This window comes from Pseudomonas sp. GW821-FHT02B10 (assembly GCF_059421865.1).
In genome coordinates this window covers 279,586-301,154 of record NZ_JBWKVU010000007.1, presented here as the reverse complement: position 1 = coordinate 301,154, position 21,569 = coordinate 279,586, and the positions used below count along the sequence as shown (strand labels likewise).

Here is a 21,569-nt window from a genome sequence, read left to right as displayed (position 1 = left end):
ATGTGAGAGTAGGTCATCGTCAAGATTAAATTCCGAAACCCCAATTGCGAAAGCAATTGGGGTTTTGTTTTTGCGCGTAGAAAACGGTTCTTATCTCCAAACAATTTTGCACAGTTATTTTCGGGACGGACCTCTAGAATAGCTTCACGCCTTTTCAGAGCCAGAGTCTTGTATGTCAGATACGGTTGACGCCCCCCGGCTGTCGGAGTTGCCGCTGGACGATCTGGTGGCCTGCCACGAATGCGACTTGCTGATGCGCAAGCCAGAGCTGGCCCACGGAGAAAAAGCCCAGTGCCCCCGCTGTGGTTACGAGCTATACGCACACCGCCATAACGTCGTGGATCGCAGCTTGGCATTGGTTATTGCCGCGCTACTGCTCTATGTCCCCGCGAACTTTTTACCCATCATGCAGCTCAATCTACTCGGACAATCCTCTGAGGACACCGTGTGGAGCGGCGTAATCGGTTTGTTCAATACCGATATGCAAGGCGTGGCGGTGGTGGTGTTTCTCTGCAGCATGGGCATTCCATTGCTCAAGCTGGTCTGCCAGTTGCTCGTGCTCCTGAGCATTCGCCTGGACATAGGTCGCAGTTACGGTCTGTTGCTGTACCGCATTTATCACCACTTGCGGGACTGGGGCATGCTCGAGGTCTACCTGATGGGAGTATTGGTCGCCATCGTCAAGCTGGCGGACCTGGCTGCCATGACGGTCGGCCTGGGGTTGGTGTGTTTTGTCAGCCTGTTATTGGTTCAGGTATGGCTGGAGGTGGTCATGTCGCCCCATCAGATATGGGATGCCCTGGCCGGGGAGGATGCGCATGCGGGCGATTGATGCGGGCATTCTGGTCTGTAATGAATGCCACGAGCTGAACAGGCAGGAACCCGATACCGATGAGCAGACCTGCACTCGCTGCGGGGCCCTGGTGCATGCTCGTCGCCCCAACAGCATCATGCGTACCTGGGCACTGCTGATTACCGCGGCGATCCTGTACATCCCGGCCAATGTACTGCCGATCATGACGGTCACGTCACTCGGCCAGGGTGACCCCAGCACCATCATGTCGGGGGTGATCGTACTGGTGCAGCACGGCATGATCCCGATTGCGGCGGTGGTGTTCATCGCCAGTATCCTGGTGCCCACCTTCAAGCTGGTGGGGATTGCCCTGTTGCTGTTCTCGGTCCAGCGCCACCAGCCGTTATCGGCGCGGCAACGCATTTGGATGTACCGCTTTATCGAGTTCATCGGCCGCTGGTCGATGCTGGATATCTTTGTGATCGCCATCCTGGTGGCGGTGGTGAACTTCGGTCGGCTTGCCAGTATCGAGGCCAATCTCGGTGCAGTGGCCTTTGCCAGCGTGGTGATTCTGACGATGCTCGCCGCAGTAACTTTTGATCCCCGACTGATCTGGGATAACACGGAGTCGGACGACGACAATGAGTGATTTGCCTAAAGCTAAAACCCGTCCGGCTTCGAACTGGTCGGCCATCTGGGTCCTGCCCCTGATCGCGTTGCTGATTGGCGGATGGTTGGGCTGGCGTGCCTACAGTCAGACCGGTATCGAGGTCCAGGTGCGCTTTGAAAGCGGCGAGGGCATCCAGGCCAACAAGACCGAGGTGGTCTACAAAGGGATGTCGGTGGGCAAGGTCAAGGCCCTGGCCCTGGACGACGAAGGCAACACCAGAGGGGTGATTGCCACTGTCGAGATGAACAAGGACGTCCAGCAATACCTGAAGAGCAGCACACGCTTCTGGCTGGTCAAGCCGAGCGTGACCCTGGCCGGGATCACCGGGCTGGAGACGTTGGTTTCAGGCAACTACATCGCTATCAGCCCGGGAGAGGGCGAGCCTGCGCGCAAGTTTAAGGCGCTGGTCGAAGAACCACCGTTATCGGACGCCAAGCCGGGCCTGCACTTGACCATCAAGGCGGATCGCCTGGGATCGTTGAACCGCGGCAGCCCGGTGTTCTACAAGCAGATCCAGGTGGGGCAGGTGAAAAGCTACCTGCTCTCCGAAGACCAGAACACGGTGGAGATCAAAGTCTTTATCGAGCCGACCTACGCCAACCTGGTGCGTAAACATACGCGTTTTTGGAACGCCAGCGGCATCAGCATCGACGCCAACCTGTCCGGTGTGAAAGTGCGTAGCGAATCCCTGGCCAGCATCGTCGCCGGCGGCATCGCCTTCGCCACCCCGGAGAATCGCCGGGACAGCCCGCCAACCGACCCGACCCTGCCGTTCCGCCTCTACGAAGACTTCGACGCGGCGCAGGCGGGCATCCGGGTCAAGGTCAAGCTGAGTGATTTCGAAGGGCTCCAGGCAGGCCGCACGCCGGTCATGTACAAGGGGATTCAGGTCGGTAACCTCAAGGCCCTCAAGGTCGACCCGGATCTGTCCAGCGCCACGGCGGAGCTGACCCTGGACCCCCTGGCCGAGGATTACCTGGTGCAAGGCACCCAGTTCTGGGTGGTCAAGCCTTCGATCTCCCTGGCGGGTATCACCGGTCTGGAAGCCCTGGTCAAAGGCAACTACATTGCGGTGCGCCCAGGTGACAAGGGCGGTGCTCCGCAACGCGAATTCGAGGCGCGGCCCAAGGCGCCGCCGCTGGACCTGCGCTCCCCTGGCCTGCACCTGGTGCTGTTCACCGAAAACCTCGGTTCGCTGGAGGTGGGCAGCCCGATTCTGTACAAGCAGGTCAAGGTCGGCTCGGTGCAGAGCTACCAGTTTTCGCGGACCCGCAAGCAGTTGGTCATCGGTGTGCACATCGAGAAGGAGTACGAAGGGCTGGTGAACGGCTCGACGCGCTTCTGGAATGCCAGCGGTGTCACCTTGACCGGTGGCCTGACCGGCGGCATCCAGGTCAAGAGCGAGTCATTGCAAAGCCTGATGGCCGGCGGTATCGCCTTCGACACGCCGGAACCCAACGTGCCGCTGAAAAAGCGCATCCCACGTTTCCGCTTGTATGCCGACAAGGAGCAGGCGACACAGAAGGGCACGCTGATCAGCATCAAGGTCGATCGCGCCGATGGCCTGCGTCCGGGTACGCCTATCCGCTTCAAGGGGCTGGATGTCGGCAAGGTCGAAGACGTCGACCTGAGCGGCGATCTGCAGTCGGTGCTGCTCAAAGCTCGGATCACCGAGGTGCCGGAGCGAATCGCGCGGGTCGGCAGCCAGTTCTGGGTGGTCAAGCCGGAGCTTGGCTTGATCAAGACCGCCAATCTGGAAACCCTGGTAACCGGGCAGTACATCGAGGTGCAGCCGGCGGCGAAGAACCTCGGCGCGCAAACCAGCTTTGTCGCCTTGCCCCAGCCACCGGAAGCTGCAGTCGCCGAGGCCGGCCTGAGCCTGGTGCTGAGCGCGGCGCGGCGCGGCTCGCTGAAGGTCGGCGTGCCGGTGACTTACCGCGAGGTAACGGTGGGCAAGGTCACGGGCTACGAACTGGGCCAGACTGCCGACCGGGTGTTGATCCATATCCTGATCGAGCCGAAGTACGCGCCGCTGGTGCGTGGCGGCACGCGTTTCTGGAACAGCAGCGGGTTCGGTATCGACATTGGCCTGTTCAAGGGCGCAACTGTCCGTACTGAGTCGCTGGAGACCCTGATCCAGGGCGGCATCGCCTTTGCCACGCCGGATGGCGAGCGCATGGGCAACGCGGCACGGCCGGAACAGACCTTCCCGTTGTTCGACAAGTTCGAGGACGAATGGCTGACCTGGGCACCGAAAATCCTCCTGGGCAAATAACCCAGAAAACAAAAAGGCCGTGATCGAAAGATCACGGCCTTTTTGTTTTACGGCTTCGGGCGGGTTACACCTCGTCCAGCTCCGTTTCGGCTTCTGGCTCGACGTTCAGGGTGGCCTTGACCTGATCGTGACGGCGGATGTACTTCCAGTCCGCCTCGTCGATGTAGATACCGTTCGGGCCGCTGCCGCCTTCCAGGTCGATGGCGACCTGGGCCGACACCTGCGGCTTCACACTGGCCAGGATCGGCACGAAGCCCAGTTGCAGGCTGGTTTCCAGCAGCGCTGCCTGGTTCTTCTCGTCGATGTCCGCGGCCTCGTCGAGGTAGTACGGCAGGCGGATGCGTCCGGCCTGCTCGCGGTCCATCAAGTGCAGCAACAGGTACATGTTGGTCAGCGCCTTGATGGTCATGGTGGTGCCGTTGGACGCCGCGCCATCGATATCGGTGTGGATCACCGGCTGGCCATTGACCTTGGTGATCTCGAACGCCAGCTCGAACAGGTCCTTCAGGCCCAGTTGGTTATGGTTGGCCGCTACCAGACGGGCCAGGTATTCCTTGGCCTCTTCGTTCTTGCTGTCCTGCTCGGCGCTCTGGCTCAGGTCGAACACCGACAGGGTCTCGCCTTCTTCGTACTGGCCGGCGCTGTGGATGATCTGGTCGATGTGCTTGAGGGCTTCCTTGTTCGGCGCGAGCACGATACGGAAGCTCTGCAGGTTGGACACCTGGCGTTTGTTGATCTCGCGGTTGAACAGCGCCAACTGATGCTCGAGGCTGTCGTAGTCGCTGCGGATATTGCGCAGGGTCCGGGCGATGTCGGTGACGGCCGCGCGACGCGCCTTGCCCAGGGTCAGGGCTTCGTCGGTGCGGTGCGCATAGGCGTTGATCAGCAGTTGCAGGCGACGCTCCATGTCGTCTTCGCTGTCGAACTTGGCCACGCCCTTGAGGCGCACCTGGGCGTACAGCGCCTCGATCTGGCCATCGACCCGCTGCAGGCCCTGCCAGCTGTCCTGATAGTCGTTGAGCAGGGGCAGCAGGTTGTCCATGGAGTCGTCCACCGGCTCCATGAACGGCGTACCGAACGGCAGGTCCGCCGGCAACAGCTGGCGACGGCGCAGGGCATCGTCGAGGGTGCGTTGCTTGGCTTCCATGTCGCCGATCTGCCGGCCCACCAGTTGCAGCTTGGCCGACAGCTGCTGGACGCGTTCGGTGAAGGCGTCGCTGGAGCGCTTGAGTTCGTCCTGGGCGGCTTCCATCTGCGCCAGCTGTTCCAGCTTTTCGCCTTCCTCGGCGCTCAGGGTCTGGGCGCGGCGGAAATCTTCCAGGGCTTTCTGCGCATCCAGCACCTGCTGGTACAGCGCTTCGGTCTGGGTCTTGCTCGCGGCGCGGTCGGCGGCCACCGCGGCCTGGGTTTTCAGCTGCTTGAGTTCTTTGTCCAGGCGCTCTTTCTGGTCGCGCAATGCCGCGCGGTCCGCCAGGGCCTGCAAGGCCGGCGGTTCGATGTGGGAAATGTCGATGGACAGCCCCGGCACTTCGAAGCGCTCGCCCTTGAAGCCATCGAGGATCAGCTCCACGGATTTGACCCAGTCGCCGTTCTCGTCCAGGGCAATGCCATGTTCGCCCAGCGGCAGGCTGAACAACTGGCTGTTGAACAGGCGCATCAGGCGCTCGACGTCCTGTTGCGAGAATTCCTCGCGCAGGCGCGCATAGCTGTTGTTGTCGGCGTTATCGAGCTGCTGCTTGACCGACTTCAGGCGTTTTTCCAGATCCCGCAGGCGCTCTTCCAGGTCCTCGGCGGAGAACTGCCGGGACTGGGCCAGGGCGCCGGCCAGTTCGTCGTGGGCATCCTTGGCCGCCAGCAGTTGCTGCTCCAGGACCTTGACGTCGTCCACCAGGGCGAAACGATGCTTGAGCACCGAGAGCTCGCCGAGCCAGCGCTGGGTGCCGGTGATTTCCCGCTCCAGGCGCATCATTTCCTGGGTGCTGCTGCGCTGGTCGTTCTGCAGTGCGTCCTGTTCGTTGCGGTAGTGCTCGGCCTGGATGGTCAGCTCTTCCTTGCGCGCGCTGGCGTAGTCGGACCAGGTGCCCAGCAGCGAATCGAGCAGCGGCGACAGGCGATGCAGTTTGCCGCGCAGGATGTCGCGCTGTGTCACGCCGTTGGCCAGGGCTTCCACCAGGGGACCCGCGGCCACCAGCGAGTTGTAGTCCTGCTCCATGCGGCGCACGTCGCGGAAGGCATCTTCGCAGGCGGCGATGTAGTCGACGCTGCCGGAACGCAGGCTGTGTTCGAAGGCATCGAGGAACAGCTGCTTGAGCTTGGCCGCGGTGATTTCGCGCATGTGCAGCAGGTTGATGAACAGCGCGCGGAAGGTCTTCAGGCTCTGCTCGCTGGTGGAGCGCAGCGGGATCAGGGTCAGGTCCAGCGGAATCGAGGTATGTCCGCCCACCAGCAGGCGACGCAGTTCATCCGGCTTGAGCTCATAGGCCTTCAGGCCCTGACGCTCGAGGTTGGTGAACAGCTCTTTCTGCCGCAGGCAGGTGTCGTCTTTCTGGTAGTGCGCCAGGTCCAGCGAGCCGGCATAGGCGAAGAACTGGTGACCGAAACTGCCGCCCGGACCGCGCCCGGCCACGCCGATCACATGCGGGCCATGGGGCAGGGACACTTCCACCAGGATGTAGCTGGTATCGGTGGCGAAGTAGAAACGCCGCGACTGTTCCAGGCTGTACTTGCCGAAGCTCATGTCCGACATGCGTGCCAGGATCGGGAATTGCAGGGCGTTGATCGAGGCGGACTTGCCCAGGTTGTTCGCGCCGTAGACCGACAGCGGTTCTTCCAGCGGGAACAGGCCCAGGCTGTAGCCGGCGGTGTTCAAAAGGGCAAAGCGGCGGATGCCGTAGCGTTCCTTGCTCATGCGTCGAGCTCCTGTTCTTCGGCAATGGCGCGGGCCAGTGCGTCCTCTTCACTTTCCGATTCGACGAATTCGCTGAGGTCCAGCGGGTCGTCGGTCTGCAGCAGTTTTTCGTCGCTGTCTTCGTCGATCAGCACCGGCGTCGGCAACGGCAGCACGCTGTGCAGGCTGGCGGCCAGGTCACGGTCCTGCTGCACCGACAGGCACACATCGAGGAAGCGGTGCATCGGCGGCAGGAAGCGGTAGATGCCCGGCTCCTCGCCGGCAAAACCCAGTTGAGTCATGCGCCGCATGATTTTTTCTTCCAGTTCTTCATGGGTCTGCACTTCGGCCTGGATGAACAGGTCGCGGTACTTCTCCAGCAAGGATGGCAGTTCGTCGCGGCCGAGGCTGCCGCCGTCGAGCACGGCGACCGGGTCGCGGCCCTGGTCGGCCAGGTGCTCCACCAGGATGAAGGTGAACAGCGCCAGGCGCTGGGCGGTCTTGTTCACCTGGGCGGCGGCGTTCTCCGGCACGAAGTAGTAGAAGCCACGGGTGTCGCACACCAGTTCGAAGCCCAGGGCCTTGAACAGGGTGCGGTACTGGTCCTGGAAGTTCGATAGCTGGGAGTACAGCTCCGGGTCGCGGCGGCTGACGTGATAACCCTTGAACAGCTCGCGAAAGATCGGCGCCAGCTGGGACAGTTCGGAAAGATCAAGATGCATGTGGAGTGCTCGCAGAATTCTCAGCGGCGTCATCGCGGGCCGAGAGCAGGGCGAAGGAGCGCAGGCTGACCTGGTGCTCGTGGGTGTGGTAGTCGCGGCGTTCCAGACGCTCGCGCTTGAAGCGTTTTTCCCGCGACAGGCGGGAGAACCAGTACAGCAACTCGTCGGTGGCACCATCCGGTTCCTGCTCCAGCAACCAGGTCATCAGGTCCGGCATCGGCAGGGCGTCTTCGCAGCGGTCGAGCATCTCGCGGACTGTGCGTGGCGCCCGTGGCGCATTGCCGCCCTTGTGGGTCTTGTGCGCCTTGGGGAAGCGCGTCGGCTTCGGTTCGAAGCTGGCCAGGGCATAGACATAGGCCTCGACCTGGCCGGAGCTGCCGAGGAAGGTGCTTTGCGGACGGGTGAACAGTGGCATGGCCGCTTGCGGCACGGCGTCGATGCCCTTGCGCCGGATGGCCGACAGGGCCAGGGCTGCGCCGCGGGTCACGGCGTTGTGCCGGCGGGCTTCTTCACGCAGCGGTAGCAGCAGTTCCCGGGCGTGACGCAGGGTCAGCTGGGCGCTGGTCTGCATTTCCAGGATCCGCGCGTGGGTGCGCAGCAGCATGTCGTCGTCCACCAGGTGGCCCAGGCGCTGCTGTTCGGTGAGCATGCGCAGCAGGACGTTCTCGACCTTGCGCACGCCTTGCTCGAAGGCGCCATCGGCGTTCACCAGCTGGATCATCGGCTCGACGTATTCGTCCCAGGTGGCCAGTACCTCGGCGTACCGCTGGCGCAGGGGAATCTGCCGGTCGCTGGTCTTGGCCCGCTCGGCGACGGCCACCAGGGCCTGTTCGTCGTTGGCGAGCTTTTTCAGTACGTCGCGCACGCGCATGTCCAGCAACCGCAGCTGGCGGGCCAGGTCATGGCCGTCGCGGATGTCGAAGGCGTCCTGGATGTAACCGGCCAGGCGTTCGAGGTGGCGCAGGTAGGCTTCGATTTCCAGGCACAGGCCCAGGCGGTGCTCGCGCCGCAGGTAGGCGAGGAAGTCGTGGATCTGTGCGTTGAGTTCGAAACGGTTCGGGCTTTTCGCCACCGGAACCAGGATGTCCAGGCGGATCCACACGTCCAGCAGGCTGGTAATGTCCTGTGGCGTACTGTCAATTTGCTGGGTGGCCAGCTGTGAACGCAGTTCGGCGAGGCTCAGGGTGCCTTGGTCGAAGTGCTCGCACAGTGGCTCCAGAAGTGCCCAGTGTTCGGCGAGGGCGCGCAACACGCGCTTGGGTTCGATCATCGGAATGGCCGGCTGGTTGGCAATGAAAAGCAGCGATTGTACTGCATCGGAAGGCTGACGATTCACCCCTCGGTCTTGTCATGGGCTGGACCGGTGTTTTTGTGACGAATCAACTGCGGGCGATCTTCGGCGAAGGACGGTAGAATCCCCCCACTTCAGTTATCCACAAGTGGCCGACCTTTGCTTATCGAGTCTCGCCGTCGCGCTTATCTGTCCGCCATGCAGGTGGTCAGCTGGCTGCCGCGCACCGAATTGCCCTTTGCGGCGCCGTCCCGTCCCGAGTTGCTGGTGATTGCCGAGCCTGTGGTCGAGGCCCCGGCAGCCCCTGCACCTGTGGCCAAAACGGTTGCCGAGCCTGTGGCCAAGCCTGCCGAACGGCCGAAAATCGAAGTGCCGCGTCCCGCCGGCGCTGCCGTTCGTCCGGTCAGCAAGCCCGTGGTCGATGCCGAGGAGACCCCGGCGCCGATCAAGGCCCCGCCCGTGCCGCCACCGCGTTTCGCCCTGCAATTGCTGCGCGCCGGTCGTTGCCTGCTGCTGGTGGAGTTACCCACAGGCGAAGCCTTCCAGAGCCGCGACCCGGCCTATCTGCTGCTCAAGGACATGCTGCGCGCCGCCGGCCTGCCGGACAGCCCGCAGATCCTCGCCGAGCCGGTGCGCTGGCCGATGCTGACCCGCGGCAATCTCGACCAGGGGCCGGACGCGGCGCGGGATTTCGTCCAGGCCTTTGTCGGAGCGCGGGTCGAAGAAGAACCTTGTGTCTGCCTGTGGCTGATCGGCCTGCCGGCGGTGCGTTTCGCGGGCGAGGCTGATGCGCAGTCCTACAACCGTGAACTCCAGGTCGAAGGCCTGGGCTCGGCCTGGGCGCTGCCTGGGCTGGAACTATTAATGGAAGAGCCACAGCGTAAGGCTGATGTCTGGCAAGCCATGCGTCGGCTGATGGCGCGTTGGAAAAGTAGCAATGAGTGACGCTTTATCGTTCCGCCAGGCCACCGAGGCGGATCTGGATGCCATCCTGAAAATCGAATACGCGGCGTTCAGCCATCCCTGGACCCGCGGCATTTTCACCGATGCCCTGAAATCCTATGAAGTCTGGCTGATGTTCGAAGGCAGCCAGCAGGTCGGCCACGGGGTGATCCAGGTGATCATCGACGAAGCCCACCTGCTCAATATCACCGTCAAGCCGGAAAGCCAGGGCCGTGGCCTGGGCCTGCGCCTGCTGGAAGAATTGATGAAGCGCGCCTACCAGAAAGACGCGCGCGAATGCTTCCTAGAAGTGCGTTCCAGCAACCAGACCGCCTATCGGCTGTACGAGCGCTACGGTTTCAACGAGGTCGGCCGCCGCCGCGATTACTATCCGGCGACAGGCGGGCGCGAAGATGCGTTGGTGATGGCCTGCACCCTGGTCGATTGACGGCGTATCGAGCCGCTATCGCGGGCAAGCCTCGCTCCTACAGTTGTTAAAGGCAGGTATCAGCGTTTGCCATCCAGTGGGTCGCGCTGGGCCAGCTCGGCTTCGTCCAGGCCATTGCCGCCGCCGATATCGTCTTCATCGACAATGCTCAGGTCCCAGTCGGCCGGCTGGTCTTCACCGGCTTCATGGGCGGAGCGGGCGCCGTCTTCGCGGATCAGGTTTTCCGGGGTCAGCTCATCATCGTTGGGCTCATCCTCGGCGTTGCCGGTCAGGCTGGAGCCATGGATGTGCCTGTGGGGAGTACGATGCTCCACAGGGCTGGAAGCAGGGTCGCCGACCCTGGCGCCGGGTTCTTCTTCATCGAAGTCCAGCTCTTCCATGGAACCCATGCGGTCTTCGTTGTCGTCGATGGGCTCGGGCTGAGGCGCGCCATAGGGACGTCGTGATTCAGTCATGACGGTTGCTCATACTTTTGGGCTTAAAGAGTGGACCCACCAGACCCGGCAAGATTCAAAGGGGTGGATAAGCGGTATCTGCATAGACGCGCGTGACCCCGATAGACAGTCGTCTGTCATAGCAACGCATCAATCCTGAGGTTTCACAGCATGAATGAACTACAAGACCTGATTGATAACAACGAGCGTTGGGCCGAAGCGATCAAGCAGGAAGATCCTGAATTCTTCTCCAAGCTGGCCCGCCAGCAGACGCCGGAATACCTGTGGATCGGCTGTTCGGACGCCCGTGTACCGGCCAACGAGATCGTCGGCATGCTTCCCGGAGATCTGTTCGTACACCGCAACGTGGCCAACGTGGTGCTGCACACCGACCTCAATTGCCTGTCGGTGATCCAGTACGCGGTGGACGTGCTCAAGGTCAAACACATCCTGGTCACCGGTCACTATGGCTGTGGTGGCGTGCGCGCCTCGATGCAGGATCGCCAGCTGGGCCTGATCGACGGCTGGCTGCGCTCGATTCGCGACCTGTACTACGAACATCGCGAAGTCCTGGGGCAACTGGCCACCGAGGAAGAGCGGGTCGACCGCCTCTGCGAGCTGAACGTGATCCAGCAAGTGGCCAACGTCGGCCACACCAGCATTGTGCAAAACGCCTGGCATCGCGGGCAGAGCCTGTCGATCCACGGTTGCATCTATGGCATCAAGGACGGTCGCTGGAAGAGCCTGAACGCCACCATCAGTGGTTTCGAGCAGCTGCCGCCGCAGTATCGCCTGCGTCCGGTCGGAGCGCTCTGAGGCGCTGAAAACCCATCGCGAGCAAGCTCGCTCCTACGGGCGGTGTGCCGTTCTGTAGGAGCGAGCTTGCTCGCGATGGGATGTAGCCATTACCGCTTGTCCGTCAGATATGCGGCGGTGCTTCGGTACTCATCGACGGTGCTGGCGCCTTCAGCTGCTTCAGCTGGGTCTGCACCGGCGTGGTGGCGCACTTGGCCTGGGCCTGCTCCGGCGTCAGCTTACGGATCGAGGTGTAGAACAGGGCGCAGGTCTGCTCTTTGTTGGTCACCTGCCAGTTCTGCGTGCAGCTTTTGAGCTGCACTGTCGGGTCGCTGCCCGGCTTGCTGCCCATCCCGGCCTGCCAGCAGGCCGCGCTCAGATCCTGCCCCATCACCTTCAAACCGGCCGCGTCGGCCTTGGCCTCGTCGCCGTCGTAGTTCTCTGGATCCGCCGCGTACCAGATGTAACTCGGGTGGTTGGAGCCCAGCACCGGCACCTTCAGGCCCGCGCTCGGGCTGATCTGCGCCAGGCCCAGCACGTTCACGGTCGGGCCGTACTGCTGCTTGATCCAGTTACGCACCGGCGCGCCGAACGCCACCATTGGCAGGGCGGCGCCGCTGGCACTCTGGCTGATCTGTTTGACCATGGTGGTCTGGTAGTCCTGGAAGTAGCCATAGACGCCTTCCAGGTCCTTGCCCGCGCTGGAGGGGGCGGCGATCGGTGCAATGTCGATGATGGTCTGGTAGCCCGGGGTCTGCTCGGCGGGAATGCCATTGGTGGTGAGCAGGGTGGCCCAGCGGTCGGTGGTGGCCGATTTCAGGTAGTCCTGGGCCTGAGTCAGCGAGTAGTCCGGCGGGAAGTGCAGCAACTCGACGCTCTTGCGGTTTTCCAGCGCCATGCCCAGGGGCAGGAACAGGTACCAGCTGTAGGTCCATTTGCCGTCGCTGTTGAGCTTGCTGGCGCCCTGGTAGGCCAGGTCACCGGCATCCAGCAGGGCGGTCAGCGGCTTGCCATAGTCCTTCGGAACACCGCTGATGTTGGCGTACAACTGGTTGTTATCGGTCTTCACCTTGACCTTGGCGGTGCTGTAGCCATCGCGCTTCACGCTTTGGGTCAGGTAATGCTCGACGGTCTGTTCCAGCGTCCAGTTGCGAAAACAGATCACGTTGCAGTTGTTGGGGTAGGAGAAGAGTTGGGTGACGCGCTGGGTGTTGCCCAGCTTCAGATCGACGTTGGCCTGGGCCATGGTACTTAAGGTCAGGCTGCTGAGGCCGCCCAGGGTCAGGGCGGCGAGGGGGAAGGACAGTCTTGCGAGTTTCATGCTTGGCTCCTTGTCAGCGTTGGCCTCGTCTGTGCGAGGTAAGTTCCGTACTGAAACAGTAGCGGGTGACAAGGAAAAGGGTGGATTTCTTTTGCACCCGCAAACGGCCGCCCGGGCGGCCGCTGTCGTCGGTTCAGGCCGGGAAGTGCAGGGCATTGCTCAGGTCGCCCATGGGCGCCTGCCCCCGGGCGGTCATCGCCGCGTCCCGTTGCTTGAGGCCGTCGAGCGGTTCCAGCTGGAACACCCGGGTGATCAGCCGCAGGATCGACGCGGTGTCGTACACCGTATGGTCCACCGTGCCCTTGCGGGCGAACGGTGATACCACCAGCGCCGGGATGCGTGTCCCCGGCCCCCAGCGGTCGCCCTTGGGCGGAGCGACGTGGTCCCACCAGCCGCCGTTCTCATCGACCGTGACGATCACCACCATGTTCTGCCACTGCGGGCTTTCGCGCAGCACCTTCAGGGCTCGCACGATATGCCGGTCGCCCGCGGCCACATCGGCATAACCGGCGTGCATGTTGAGGTTGCCCTGGGGCTTGTAGAACGCCACCGGCGGCAACTTGCCGGCCTCGGCATCGGCGAGGAAGCGGTTGCTGCTCGACTCATCGCCCAGGCCCGCATCGCGCAGGTGATGGCTGCGTTCGTTGGGATGCTCGGGACCGAACTGCGCAAAGTAGTTGAACGGCTGGTGGTGGTACTGGAAGTTGGGGATCTTCGGAATCCCCGCCGAATCCTTGTAGGCGTCCAGCGTGACCTGCCAGGCGCCGGCGTACCAGGCCCAGTCGATGTCCTTGCGCGAGAGCTTGTCGCCGATGGTGTCGTGGCGCTGCGGTACCAGCACATTGGGCAGGTCGGCCTTGGCATAGGCCGGGCGCTGCGGGTCGCGGATCCAGGTCGGCCAGTAGGGCGGGGCCATGGTATTTACCGCGTAGCCGTCCGGGGTCAGCAGGCTCGGGCCGAATTGCGGCGGGCCGCTCATGGCGCTGGCCGGGGATTGTTCCAGCGGCTTGAGACGGCTGTCGAGCGGGTCGTCGCTCTGCAGGGTGGCGATCTGCGGCCTGGCCACCGAATTGGCCGCATCCGGATAAAACGGCACCGCGGCGCTGATCAGGTACTGGTGGTTGAGAAACGAGCCGCCGAAGGTGCCCTGGAAGAAGTTGTCGCACAGCACGAATTCCCGGGCCACATCCCACAGGCGCAGCTCATAGCGGCTCTGGGCGTAATACCCCATGGGCAGGCCGCCGGCGTCGGCCCAGGCGACGAAACCATCGTTCTTGCCGCCGTTGATCTGCATCTGGTTCTGGTAGAACACGTGCCACAGGTCGCGGGTGACCAGGCCCAGGGGCAGGTCTTGGCCATCGGGGCCCTTGAGGGCGAAGGGCGCGTTGGGCAGGTGCTCCTGGTACTGGGTGCCGACCGGGTAGGTCACGCCATCCAGGGCCTGGGGCCCGACCTGGGCGACGCCACCCCAGACCGGCGGCAGAGCCGGCAACAGGCTGCCGTCACGGTCGCGTTGCTGATAGTCGGCGGGCTTGAGGGCCGAGAGCGGTTTTTCCAGCCCCGGGAAGTCGGCAAACAGGTTGTTGAAGCTGCGGTTCTCGGCATAGATCACCACCACGTTCTTCACGTTGTCGCGCAGCGCCCGGTCCAGTTCGGCCGGCGACAGCGGGCGCTCCACCGGCTTGCCCGGCTCCGGGTCGTTGTGGCCGCAGGCGCTGAGCGTCGCGCCGACACCCAGCACCGCCACGCCGCCGAGAAAACGCCGGCGGCTGGTGTCGGTGGGTGGCTCCGTGGCCTGGGAATGTTCTGGGTTTTTCGAGTGTTCGTCGCTCATGCCGGGTCCCTGATTACCTTTAGATCAATTCGTAACAAAGTATTTCGGCTGCACGGTAGCAACCGAATATGACGGAAAGACTACAGAAAAGGCTCTGGGACGGGGCTTAGAAGATAGTAGGGGGAGGCTGGAAAGGATGTAGGGCTGCTTCTGCAGGAGCGTCCGGTCGACGCTCGATTGCCCGCAATGACGGCATGGCGGGCACCCTCGGCCTGGGCCGGTCGCGAGCAAGCTCGCTCCTACAGGGAAGCGAGCCGCTGGCAACAGATTACGGCGCCACGGGCGGTATATAGCTCAGCGTGGTGCCCAACGCCCACAGCAGCACCAGCACCAGCGGTGCGTGGACCAGCAACTGGACGAAGGAGAAGCCGATCAGGTCCCGCGCCTTGAGCCCCAGCACCCCCAGCAGCGGCAGCATGTAGAAGGGGTTGATCAGGTTCGGCAGTGCCTCGGCGGCGTTGTAGATCTGCACCGCCCAGCCCAGGTGGTATTGCAGGTCATTGGCCACCTGCATCACGTAGGGCGCCTCGATGATCCACTTGCCGCCGCCCGATGGAATGAAGAAGCCCAGCACCGCCGAGTAGACCCCCATCAGCAGCGCGTAGGTGTCGTGGGAGGCGATCTGCACGAAGAAGGTCGAGATATGGTGGGCCAGGGTCTGGCCGTCGACGCCCTTGACCACCGTCAGCAAGGCCGCGATGGAGCCGTACAGCGGGAACTGGATCAGCACCCCGGTGGTGGTCGGCACGGCGCGGGCCACCGCTTCGAGGAAGCTGCGCGGGCGCCAGTGCAGCAGCGCGCCGAGCATCAGGAACAGAAAGTTATAGGTGTTGAGCCCGGAAATCGCGGTGATCGCCGGCTTGGTGGCGAACTCATGGTAGAGCCAGCCGGCCGCCAGCAAGGCCAGCAGGATGGTCAGCAGCGGGCTGTATTCCAGCCACTCGCCGGGGCGGGTACGCGGTTGTGGTTTGGGCATGCTGAAGCTCGGGTCGATGCCGCAGGCCTTGGCGTCGCGCGCCGAGTTCGGGCCGGGCGCGGTGGCATAGGCGATGACCAGCGAGACCACGATCAAGGCCAGCAGCAACACGCCCGACTGCCAGAGAAAGATGGTCTGGGTGAACGGAATCACCCCGGTGATCGACAGGATCGACGGCGGCAGGCTGCCCGGGTTGGCCTGCAATTGCGCGGCGGAGGACGACAGGCCCAGGGCCCAGACCGCGCCCAGGCCCAGGTAGGCCGCGGCCCCGGCGGCGCGGTAGTCCATGCGCAGCTCGGTACGCCGGGCCAGGGCCCGCACCAGCAAGCCGCCGAACACCAGGGACAGGCCCCAGTTGAGCAAGGAGGCGACCATGGAGATCAGCGCGACCCAGGCCACGGCGGAACGGCCGTTCTTCGGGATGCGTGCCAGTTTGTCGATCAGCTTCACCGCCGGCGGCGAGCTGGCGACCACATAACCGCCGATGACCACGAAGGCCATCTGCATGGTGAAGGGGATCAGGCTCCAGAAACCGTCGCCGAAGGCCATGGCGGTGTCGGTGGGCTTGGCGCCCATGGCCATGGTGGCGAGGGCGACGATGATCACCGCCAGCGCGGCGAACACCCAGGAGTCGGGGAACCAGCGCTCGGCCCAGTTCGAGCAGCGCAGGGCAAAACGGGCGGAACGGCTGTCTTCAATGTCTGTGGACACGTCGATACCTCAAGTCTTTTTATGATTGTCAGGAGGTCGGTCGCCTCAGGCTGGGGCGATCGAGAACTGTGCAAGAATGCGGCAATTGGTAACCACTGCAAAGGATTGACGTACATGCCATTCCCGCTCGAAGAACGCCAGGCGCTGCTCAAGCTCAAGGGTGTCGGCGAAACCGTGGTCGCCCGTCTCGAACAACTGGGCATCGATTCCCTCGCCCAACTGGCCCAGGCCAATGCCCTGGAGATCGTCACCCAGGCCTCGGCCCTGGTCGGCTCCAGCTGCTGGAAAAACAGCCCCCAGGCCCGCGCGGCGATCCAGGCGGCGATTGCCCTGGCCAAGGACGCCTGAAACGGTGAGCCGCGAAACGCCTTTCGCCTATCAGGCGGTCTACCGCTACCTGGTGGAGTGGCTGGACGGCGCCAGCGCGGCCGAGCAGCGCCTGCCGTCATTGCGTGCCCTGGCCCAGCGCCTCAAGGTCTCGGTTTCCACCACCAAGTACGCCTATGGCTTGCTTGAGGATGAAGGGCGGATCTACGCCCGGCCCAAGCAGGGCTACTTCAGCCGCCCCGTGCCGGCGCCAGGGCTGGCGCCGGATACGGACCTGCTGGACAGGGTCTATGCCTACGCCCGCCAGCCCGGAATGCTGGCGCTGTGCAGCGACGCTCCGGCGATGCTGCTGTCGCTGGACAATCCCCTGTTGACCGCCGAGCGCGAGCTGGTACGCCAGTACCCACGCTCCCAGGCACCGCTGTACCAGCCGTTTGGCGAGGCGGAGCTGCGCACGGCGCTGGCCGAGCGCTACACCCGCTCGACCACGGATTACTGGCAGGCCGAGCAGGTGTTTCTCGGCACGGATTTGCGCGCGGTGCTGGCATTGTCGCTGGATGCCCTGGAGCTGAACGGCAGCGTCGCCCTGGTGGAGTCGCCTTGTTCCTGGGCGATCCTGCGGCAATTGCAGGCGGCGAAGATCCGCGTGATCGAGCTGCCGCTGGACGCCGCAGGGCGCTTCGATCGCCAGCGCCTGCATGAGGTGCTGCAACGCGAACCGGTGCGCCTGGCGCTGCTGTCTTCGACCCTGAGCGCGCCCCACGGCAGCCTGATGCCCGCGGCGGACAAACGGCAGCTGTGCCGCTGGCTGGGGGAGCGCGGCATCTGGCTGTTGGAAAATGACAGCTATGGCGAGTTCTGCTTTACACCGGCGCCGGCGCGGTATCGCGATTACGCCGATCCCGAGCGGCTGCTGGTGTTTTCCACCTTCGACAAAGTCATCGGTTCCGAGGCGCCCTTCAGCTATGTGCTGTGCCGTGGCCAGGGCGCGCGCTTGCAGCGGCACTTTCTCGAGCGCGCGTTCCGCCTGTCACCGATCCGCCAGAAGGCCGTGGCCAAACTGCTGGGCAGCGGCCGGGTCGATCAGCACCTGGTTCAGTTGCGCGGCCTGCTGCGCGAACGCATGGGCCAGCTGCAGGCGCTGCTGGCCGAACATGCCGCCGAGCGGTTGCGGGTGGTTACCCCGGCCGGGGGCGCGACCCTCTGGGCCGAGGCCACGCGCCCGGTGGAGATGCTCCAGGTGTATGAGCAATTGCTGGGGCAGGGCATCGTCATTGCCCCGGGGCAGATGTTCAGCCAGCAAGGCCTGTGGCGCCATCACCTGCGCCTGAGCTTCACCCTCGACTGGCGCCAGGACATCGCCGGCGCCGTGCAACGCCTGGCCCGGGCCATCGATCAGACGCCGTAGCAGTGCCGCGCCTCGGGGAAGCGGCCATCGCGCACCTCGGCGGCGAACCGCTCGCAGGCCTGGCTGATCAGCGCCCCGACATCGGCGTACTGTTTGACGAAGCGCGGCACCTGGGGCCCGCCCAGGCCCAGCAGGTCCTCGGTCACCAGCACCTGGCCGTCGCAGGCGGGGGAGGCGCCGATGCCGATGGTCGGCATCGCCGAGAAGTCGCTGATACGCCGCGCGAGGTTTTCCGCCACCCCTTCCAGCAGCAGGCTGAACGCCCCGGCCTCGAGGTGGGCGCGGGCGTCGGCCTCGATGGCCTGGGCCGTGGCGTCGTTCAGGCCCTGGGCCTTGAAACCGCCCATGACATTCACGTACTGGGGCATCAGGCCGATATGCGCCATCAGCGGAATCCCGCGCTGCACCAGGAACTCCACGGTCGGCGCCAGGGCCAGCCCGCCTTCGAGCTTGAGCGCGTCACAGCCGGTGCGCGCCAGCACCTCGGCGCAATTGCGGTAGGCCTGTTGCGGCGATTCCTGGTAACTGCCGAACGGCATGTCGGCGATCACGCAGGCCAGCCGGGTGCTGGCGACCACGGCGCGGGTATGGCCGATGATCTCTTCCAGGCTCATGTCCAGGGTCGAGGTGCGGCCGTAGCCGACCATGGCCGTGGAGTCGCCGATCAGCACGAAATCGACGAACGGGTCCATCAGCCGCGCCATGTGGCTGGTGTAGGCGGTCAGGGAGACGATCTTCTGCTGGCCTTTCATGGCCACCAGTTGCGGCACGGTCAGGCGTTTGCTGCGGGTATGGATGCTCATGGCGGCTTTCCTGTTGCGGGTGGGAAAGTCGCCGATTATTGGCGTCCGCGGCGGCGATTCAATGCACAGGAAAAGCCTAAAAACCGACCCAGAAGGGGGTTGCGGTTGTTCCTCGCGGCGTTTGCGTAGACCATGGGCGCCTTGAATTCTGCCCAACACCGAGTGGCTTTATGTCCTTTTCCCCTGACGCGCGGCCGGCGCCGTTTTCCCGGTCCGACTACAAGACCCTGGGCCTGGCGGCACTGGGCGGGGCCCTGGAAATCTACGATTTCATCATCTTCGTATTTTTCGCCCTGACCTTGAGCCAGCTGTTCTTCCCGCCGGAAATGCCCGAGTGGCTGCGGTTGTTGCAGAGCTTCGGGATCTTCGTCACCGGCTACCTGGCGCGCCCGCTGGGCGGCATTCTCATGGCGCACTTCGCCGACCGCCTGGGGCGCAAGAAGGTGTTCAGCCTGAGCATCCTGATGATGGCCCTGCCGTGCCTGCTGATCGGCAGCATGCCGACCTACGCGCAGATCGGTTATTTCGCGCCGCTGTTGCTGCTGGCGCTGCGGGTGCTGCAAGGCGCGGCGGTGGGCGGTGAAGTGCCGAGCGCCTGGGTGTTCGTCGCCGAGCACGCACCGGCCGGCCATCGCGGTTACGCCCTGGGCTTTCTGCAGGCCGGGCTGACCTTCGGCTACCTGATCGGCGCGCTGACCGCCACCCTGCTGGCGCAACTCTTCACCCCTGCGGAAATCCTCGATCACGCCTGGCGTTACCCGTTCCTGCTCGGTGGGGTGTTCGGCGTGATCGGCGTCTGGCTGCGCCGCTGGCTCAGCGAAACCCCAGTGTTCATGGCCATGCAGGAACAGCGCGACAGCGCCGTCGAACTGCCGTTGCGCACCGTGCTGCGCGAGCATCGCCTGGCCTTGTGGCCGGCGGCGATTCTCACCTGCGTGTTGACCTCGGCGGTGGTGGTGTTCGTGGTCATCACCCCGACCATGATGCAGAAAACCTTCGGCATGAGCGCCAGCCACACCTTCGCCCTGAGCAGCCTGGGCATCGTGTTCCTGAATATCGGTTGCGTGCTGGCCGGGCTGATCGTCGACCGCATCGGCGCCTGGCGCACGGTAATGCTCTACAGCCTGCTGCTGCCGCTGGGCATCGGCCTGCTTTATGGCTGCCTGATCAGCGGCGGCGCCTGGGTCGGCCTGGCCTACGCCATCGCCGGCCTTGGCTGTGGCGTGGTGGGCGCGGTGCCGTCGGTGATGGTCGGCTTGTTCCCGGCGCGGATTCGCGTCTCCGGCATTTCCTTTACCTACAACATCGCCTACGCGCTGTGGGCGAGCACCACGCCCTTGCTGCTGATCGGCCTGATGCCCTGGAGCCCGTGGATCTGCGTGATCTATTGCGCGGTGATGGGCGCGGTCGGGGTGGTCAGCGCGGGGTACTTCGGTACGCGCATGCCGAGGCTGGCAGGCAGTGGGGTGCCTGGGGTCTGTGCCGGGTCCTGAGGCGCTTTCGCGCAGCAGAAAATTCGCCCCTGCAAACGCCTGCAGGCGCCGGGGCGCGCGGGCTAGAGCCTTCGCTGCCAGCCCGCGTTTTAGCCCGACCCATACCGCTGAAAGTTGTGCTTAGCCAAGGCCCATTTACCCGCTAATCTCTCGAAAAAAAACGCGCGGTCCACGCGCCAGTTTTCGGGAGCTGCCTTGATCCGGTCCGTCCTGTGTTCCCTGCGTGATTTCTCCACGCTGCCCCTGCTGCTGCAGGCGGCGTGGTTGTCCTTTGCCATTGGCCTGTTCATGGCCCTGCTTCATCTGTGGATCTTCAACCTTGTCGACTATGGGCTGGACGGTGCCAGCGTCGAATCCCTCAGCGGCAAGGTGCTGTATGCCGACCGTGGCGGGATGCTGATAGAGGACGCGGAGAGTGGCGAATACACCCGGCTCAAGGTGGTTCGTGGCATCAGCTATCTGAACGTCGGCCATGACCAGATCCTGGGGCGCACGCTGAGCTTCACCCACCTGCGCGACGCGGTGCTGAGCTGCACCCTCGATGGCCAGGAGCTGTGCATCGCGCAATGCGCCAACGCCATGGAATGCCTGGACAGCCGCCGCGAGCGCGAGACGCCGCAGGGCATGTTGATCGTCGCGTTCGGCACCAGCCTGGTGTGCCTGGGCCTGCATGGGCTGCGCCGGCGCAAGCCCGCGTCGGGTAGCGGGATCTTTTGAATTGCCGCCGGGCACCGTTGCCCCTAGGCTGTGCGGCATCCGTTTCAGACCAGGAGCCCCGCATGCAGGTCGTGCCGATACTCGAGACTTGTGCACAGGTGCAGGCGCGCGTGCGCGAGCTGCGCAACCAGCCGGACGTGCGCAAGTACATGTACACCTCCCACGAGATTTCCGAGGCCGAGCACCGTGCCTGGCTCGACTCGCTGGCGGGCAATCCGCGGCAGTCGGTGTTCGTGGTGCTGCAAGAGGGAATCGCCTGTGGCGTGGTGTCGCTGAACGCGATCAATGCCCTGCACAAGAGCGCCGACTGGGCCTTCTATCTGGACAGCGGCTTGCAGGGCAAGGGCCTGGGCAGCCAGCTGGAATTCTGGCTGCTCGACCATGCCTTCGGCGCCGCCGGCCTTGCGAAGCTCAACTGCGAGGTGCTGGCGCTGAACCAGGCGGTGATCCGCCTGCACCAGAAATTCGGTTTCACCCTCGAGGGCGTGCGCCGGCAGAACGTCGAGAAGGACGGCCAGCGCATCGACGTGGTGCTGCTCGGCATCACCCGCGAGGAATGGGCCGCCCGGCGCCCGGATATGCTCGCGGTGATGGCGCGCCTGGGGCGCTGAAAGCCGTCATCCATAACCGCCAGATGGCAGCAGCATGACCATTGCGTCATTTTGCCGGGGCCGGCTGTCCGGGCCGGCTATCATCAGCCACGACGATTTCCACAGGTGGGG

General features: G+C 64.0%; 19 protein-coding genes. 11 read left to right on the top strand and 8 right to left on the bottom strand.

Annotated elements, in window-relative coordinates; translation table 11 throughout:
* The first annotated feature begins 172 nt into the window (after positions 1-172).
* Genes AC07VU_RS17840 through AC07VU_RS17830 form a run of 3 tightly spaced genes read left to right on the top strand, consistent with a single transcriptional unit; the run spans position 173 to position 3,738 of the window.
* The gene (locus AC07VU_RS17840) at positions 173-832 is read left to right on the top strand and encodes a paraquat-inducible protein A (RefSeq protein WP_009045640.1); all 660 of its coding nucleotides are present in this window, start codon (positions 173-175) and stop codon (positions 830-832) included.
* The gene (locus tag AC07VU_RS17835) at positions 819-1,442 is read left to right on the top strand and encodes a paraquat-inducible protein A (protein WP_007930128.1); all 624 of its coding nucleotides are present in this window, start codon (positions 819-821) and stop codon (positions 1,440-1,442) included. The genes AC07VU_RS17840 and AC07VU_RS17835 overlap by 14 nt, the downstream gene beginning before the upstream one ends.
* Complete coding sequence (locus AC07VU_RS17830; RefSeq protein WP_495030203.1) at positions 1,435-3,738, top strand: PqiB family protein; 2,304 nt, start codon at positions 1,435-1,437, stop codon at positions 3,736-3,738. The genes AC07VU_RS17835 and AC07VU_RS17830 overlap by 8 nt, the downstream gene beginning before the upstream one ends.
* 64 nt (positions 3,739-3,802) lie before the next feature.
* Here AC07VU_RS17830 and mksF read toward each other — a convergent pair whose 3' ends face one another.
* From mksF to mksB, 3 genes are read right to left on the bottom strand one after another with little or no spacing between them, the layout of a single operon-like run.
* Complete coding sequence (gene mksF / locus AC07VU_RS17825) at positions 3,803-6,646, bottom strand: Mks condensin complex protein MksF (RefSeq protein ID WP_277589619.1); 2,844 nt, start codon at positions 6,644-6,646, stop codon at positions 3,803-3,805.
* Positions 6,643-7,347 carry an Mks condensin complex protein MksE gene (gene mksE, locus AC07VU_RS17820; RefSeq protein ID WP_007930132.1) on the bottom strand — a complete coding sequence of 235 codons (705 nt, stop codon included), beginning with the start codon at positions 7,345-7,347 and terminating at the stop codon, positions 6,643-6,645. Before mksE ends, mksF begins: the two co-directional genes overlap by 4 nt.
* On the bottom strand, positions 7,337-8,617 hold the full coding sequence (gene mksB / locus AC07VU_RS17815) for an Mks condensin complex protein MksB (RefSeq protein ID WP_037005321.1): 1,281 nt from the start codon (positions 8,615-8,617) through the stop codon (positions 7,337-7,339). The genes mksE and mksB overlap by 11 nt, the downstream gene beginning before the upstream one ends.
* 180 nt (positions 8,618-8,797) lie before the next feature.
* On the opposite strand from mksB, the gene AC07VU_RS17810 reads away from it, so the two are divergent.
* Together AC07VU_RS17810 and rimI are read left to right on the top strand one after the other, a co-directional pair.
* Positions 8,798-9,583 (top strand): energy transducer TonB, encoded by a 786-nt coding sequence (locus tag AC07VU_RS17810; protein ID WP_277589618.1) that lies wholly within the window; start codon positions 8,798-8,800, stop codon positions 9,581-9,583.
* Complete coding sequence (gene rimI, locus AC07VU_RS17805; RefSeq protein ID WP_009045633.1) at positions 9,576-10,028, top strand: ribosomal protein S18-alanine N-acetyltransferase; 453 nt, start codon at positions 9,576-9,578, stop codon at positions 10,026-10,028. Before AC07VU_RS17810 ends, rimI begins: the two co-directional genes overlap by 8 nt.
* Positions 10,029-10,087: 59 nt before the next feature.
* Here rimI and AC07VU_RS17800 read toward each other — a convergent pair whose 3' ends face one another.
* Entirely contained in the window at positions 10,088-10,483 is a 396-nt protein-coding gene (locus tag AC07VU_RS17800; protein ID WP_053262658.1) for a hypothetical protein, read from the bottom strand.
* 150 nt (positions 10,484-10,633) lie between these two features.
* On the opposite strand from AC07VU_RS17800, the gene can reads away from it, so the two are divergent.
* Positions 10,634-11,278 (top strand): carbonate dehydratase, encoded by a 645-nt coding sequence (gene can, locus AC07VU_RS17795; RefSeq protein ID WP_007930139.1) that lies wholly within the window; start codon positions 10,634-10,636, stop codon positions 11,276-11,278.
* Positions 11,279-11,381: 103 nt separating this feature from the next.
* Here can and AC07VU_RS17790 read toward each other — a convergent pair whose 3' ends face one another.
* The 3 genes from AC07VU_RS17790 to AC07VU_RS17780 all read right to left on the bottom strand — a co-directional run bounded on the left by AC07VU_RS17790 (position 11,382) and on the right by AC07VU_RS17780 (position 16,099).
* Complete coding sequence (locus AC07VU_RS17790) at positions 11,382-12,578, bottom strand: hypothetical protein (protein WP_495030202.1); 1,197 nt, start codon at positions 12,576-12,578, stop codon at positions 11,382-11,384.
* A gap of 133 nt (positions 12,579-12,711) precedes the next feature.
* On the bottom strand, positions 12,712-14,412 hold the full coding sequence (locus AC07VU_RS17785) for an acid phosphatase (protein ID WP_495030201.1): 1,701 nt from the start codon (positions 14,410-14,412) through the stop codon (positions 12,712-12,714).
* A 268-nt stretch (positions 14,413-14,680) separates the two neighbouring features.
* Positions 14,681-16,099 (bottom strand): short-chain fatty acid transporter, encoded by a 1,419-nt coding sequence (locus AC07VU_RS17780; RefSeq protein WP_277589614.1) that lies wholly within the window; start codon positions 16,097-16,099, stop codon positions 14,681-14,683.
* Positions 16,100-16,213: 114 nt separating this feature from the next.
* Between AC07VU_RS17780 and AC07VU_RS17775 the strand changes: the two genes are divergently transcribed.
* The gene (locus AC07VU_RS17775; protein ID WP_277589613.1) at positions 16,214-16,447 is read left to right on the top strand and encodes a helix-hairpin-helix domain-containing protein; all 234 of its coding nucleotides are present in this window, start codon (positions 16,214-16,216) and stop codon (positions 16,445-16,447) included.
* Between the two features lie 4 nt (positions 16,448-16,451).
* A complete protein-coding gene (locus AC07VU_RS17770; RefSeq protein WP_274306846.1) occupies positions 16,452-17,834 on the top strand; it encodes an aminotransferase-like domain-containing protein in 1,383 nt (460 codons plus the stop codon).
* Here AC07VU_RS17770 and panB read toward each other — a convergent pair.
* A complete protein-coding gene (gene panB / locus AC07VU_RS17765; RefSeq protein ID WP_007930153.1) occupies positions 17,822-18,637 on the bottom strand; it encodes a 3-methyl-2-oxobutanoate hydroxymethyltransferase in 816 nt (271 codons plus the stop codon). The two genes, AC07VU_RS17770 and panB, sit on opposite strands and share 13 nt — an antisense overlap.
* A gap of 170 nt (positions 18,638-18,807) precedes the next feature.
* Here panB and AC07VU_RS17760 point away from each other — a divergent pair, with 170 nt between their 5' ends.
* From AC07VU_RS17760 to pseH, 3 genes are all read left to right on the top strand, one after another.
* Positions 18,808-20,130, top strand: a complete 1,323-nt coding sequence (locus AC07VU_RS17760; protein WP_277589611.1) for an MFS transporter — start codon at positions 18,808-18,810, stop codon at positions 20,128-20,130.
* A 195-nt stretch (positions 20,131-20,325) separates the two neighbouring features.
* Entirely contained in the window at positions 20,326-20,847 is a 522-nt protein-coding gene (locus AC07VU_RS17755; protein ID WP_277589610.1) for a hypothetical protein, read from the top strand.
* A 62-nt stretch (positions 20,848-20,909) separates the two neighbouring features.
* Positions 20,910-21,458, top strand: coding sequence for a UDP-4-amino-4,6-dideoxy-N-acetyl-beta-L-altrosamine N-acetyltransferase (gene pseH, locus AC07VU_RS17750; protein WP_007930162.1), 549 nt, complete (start codon positions 20,910-20,912; stop codon positions 21,456-21,458).
* Positions 21,459-21,569: the final 111 nt, after the last annotated feature.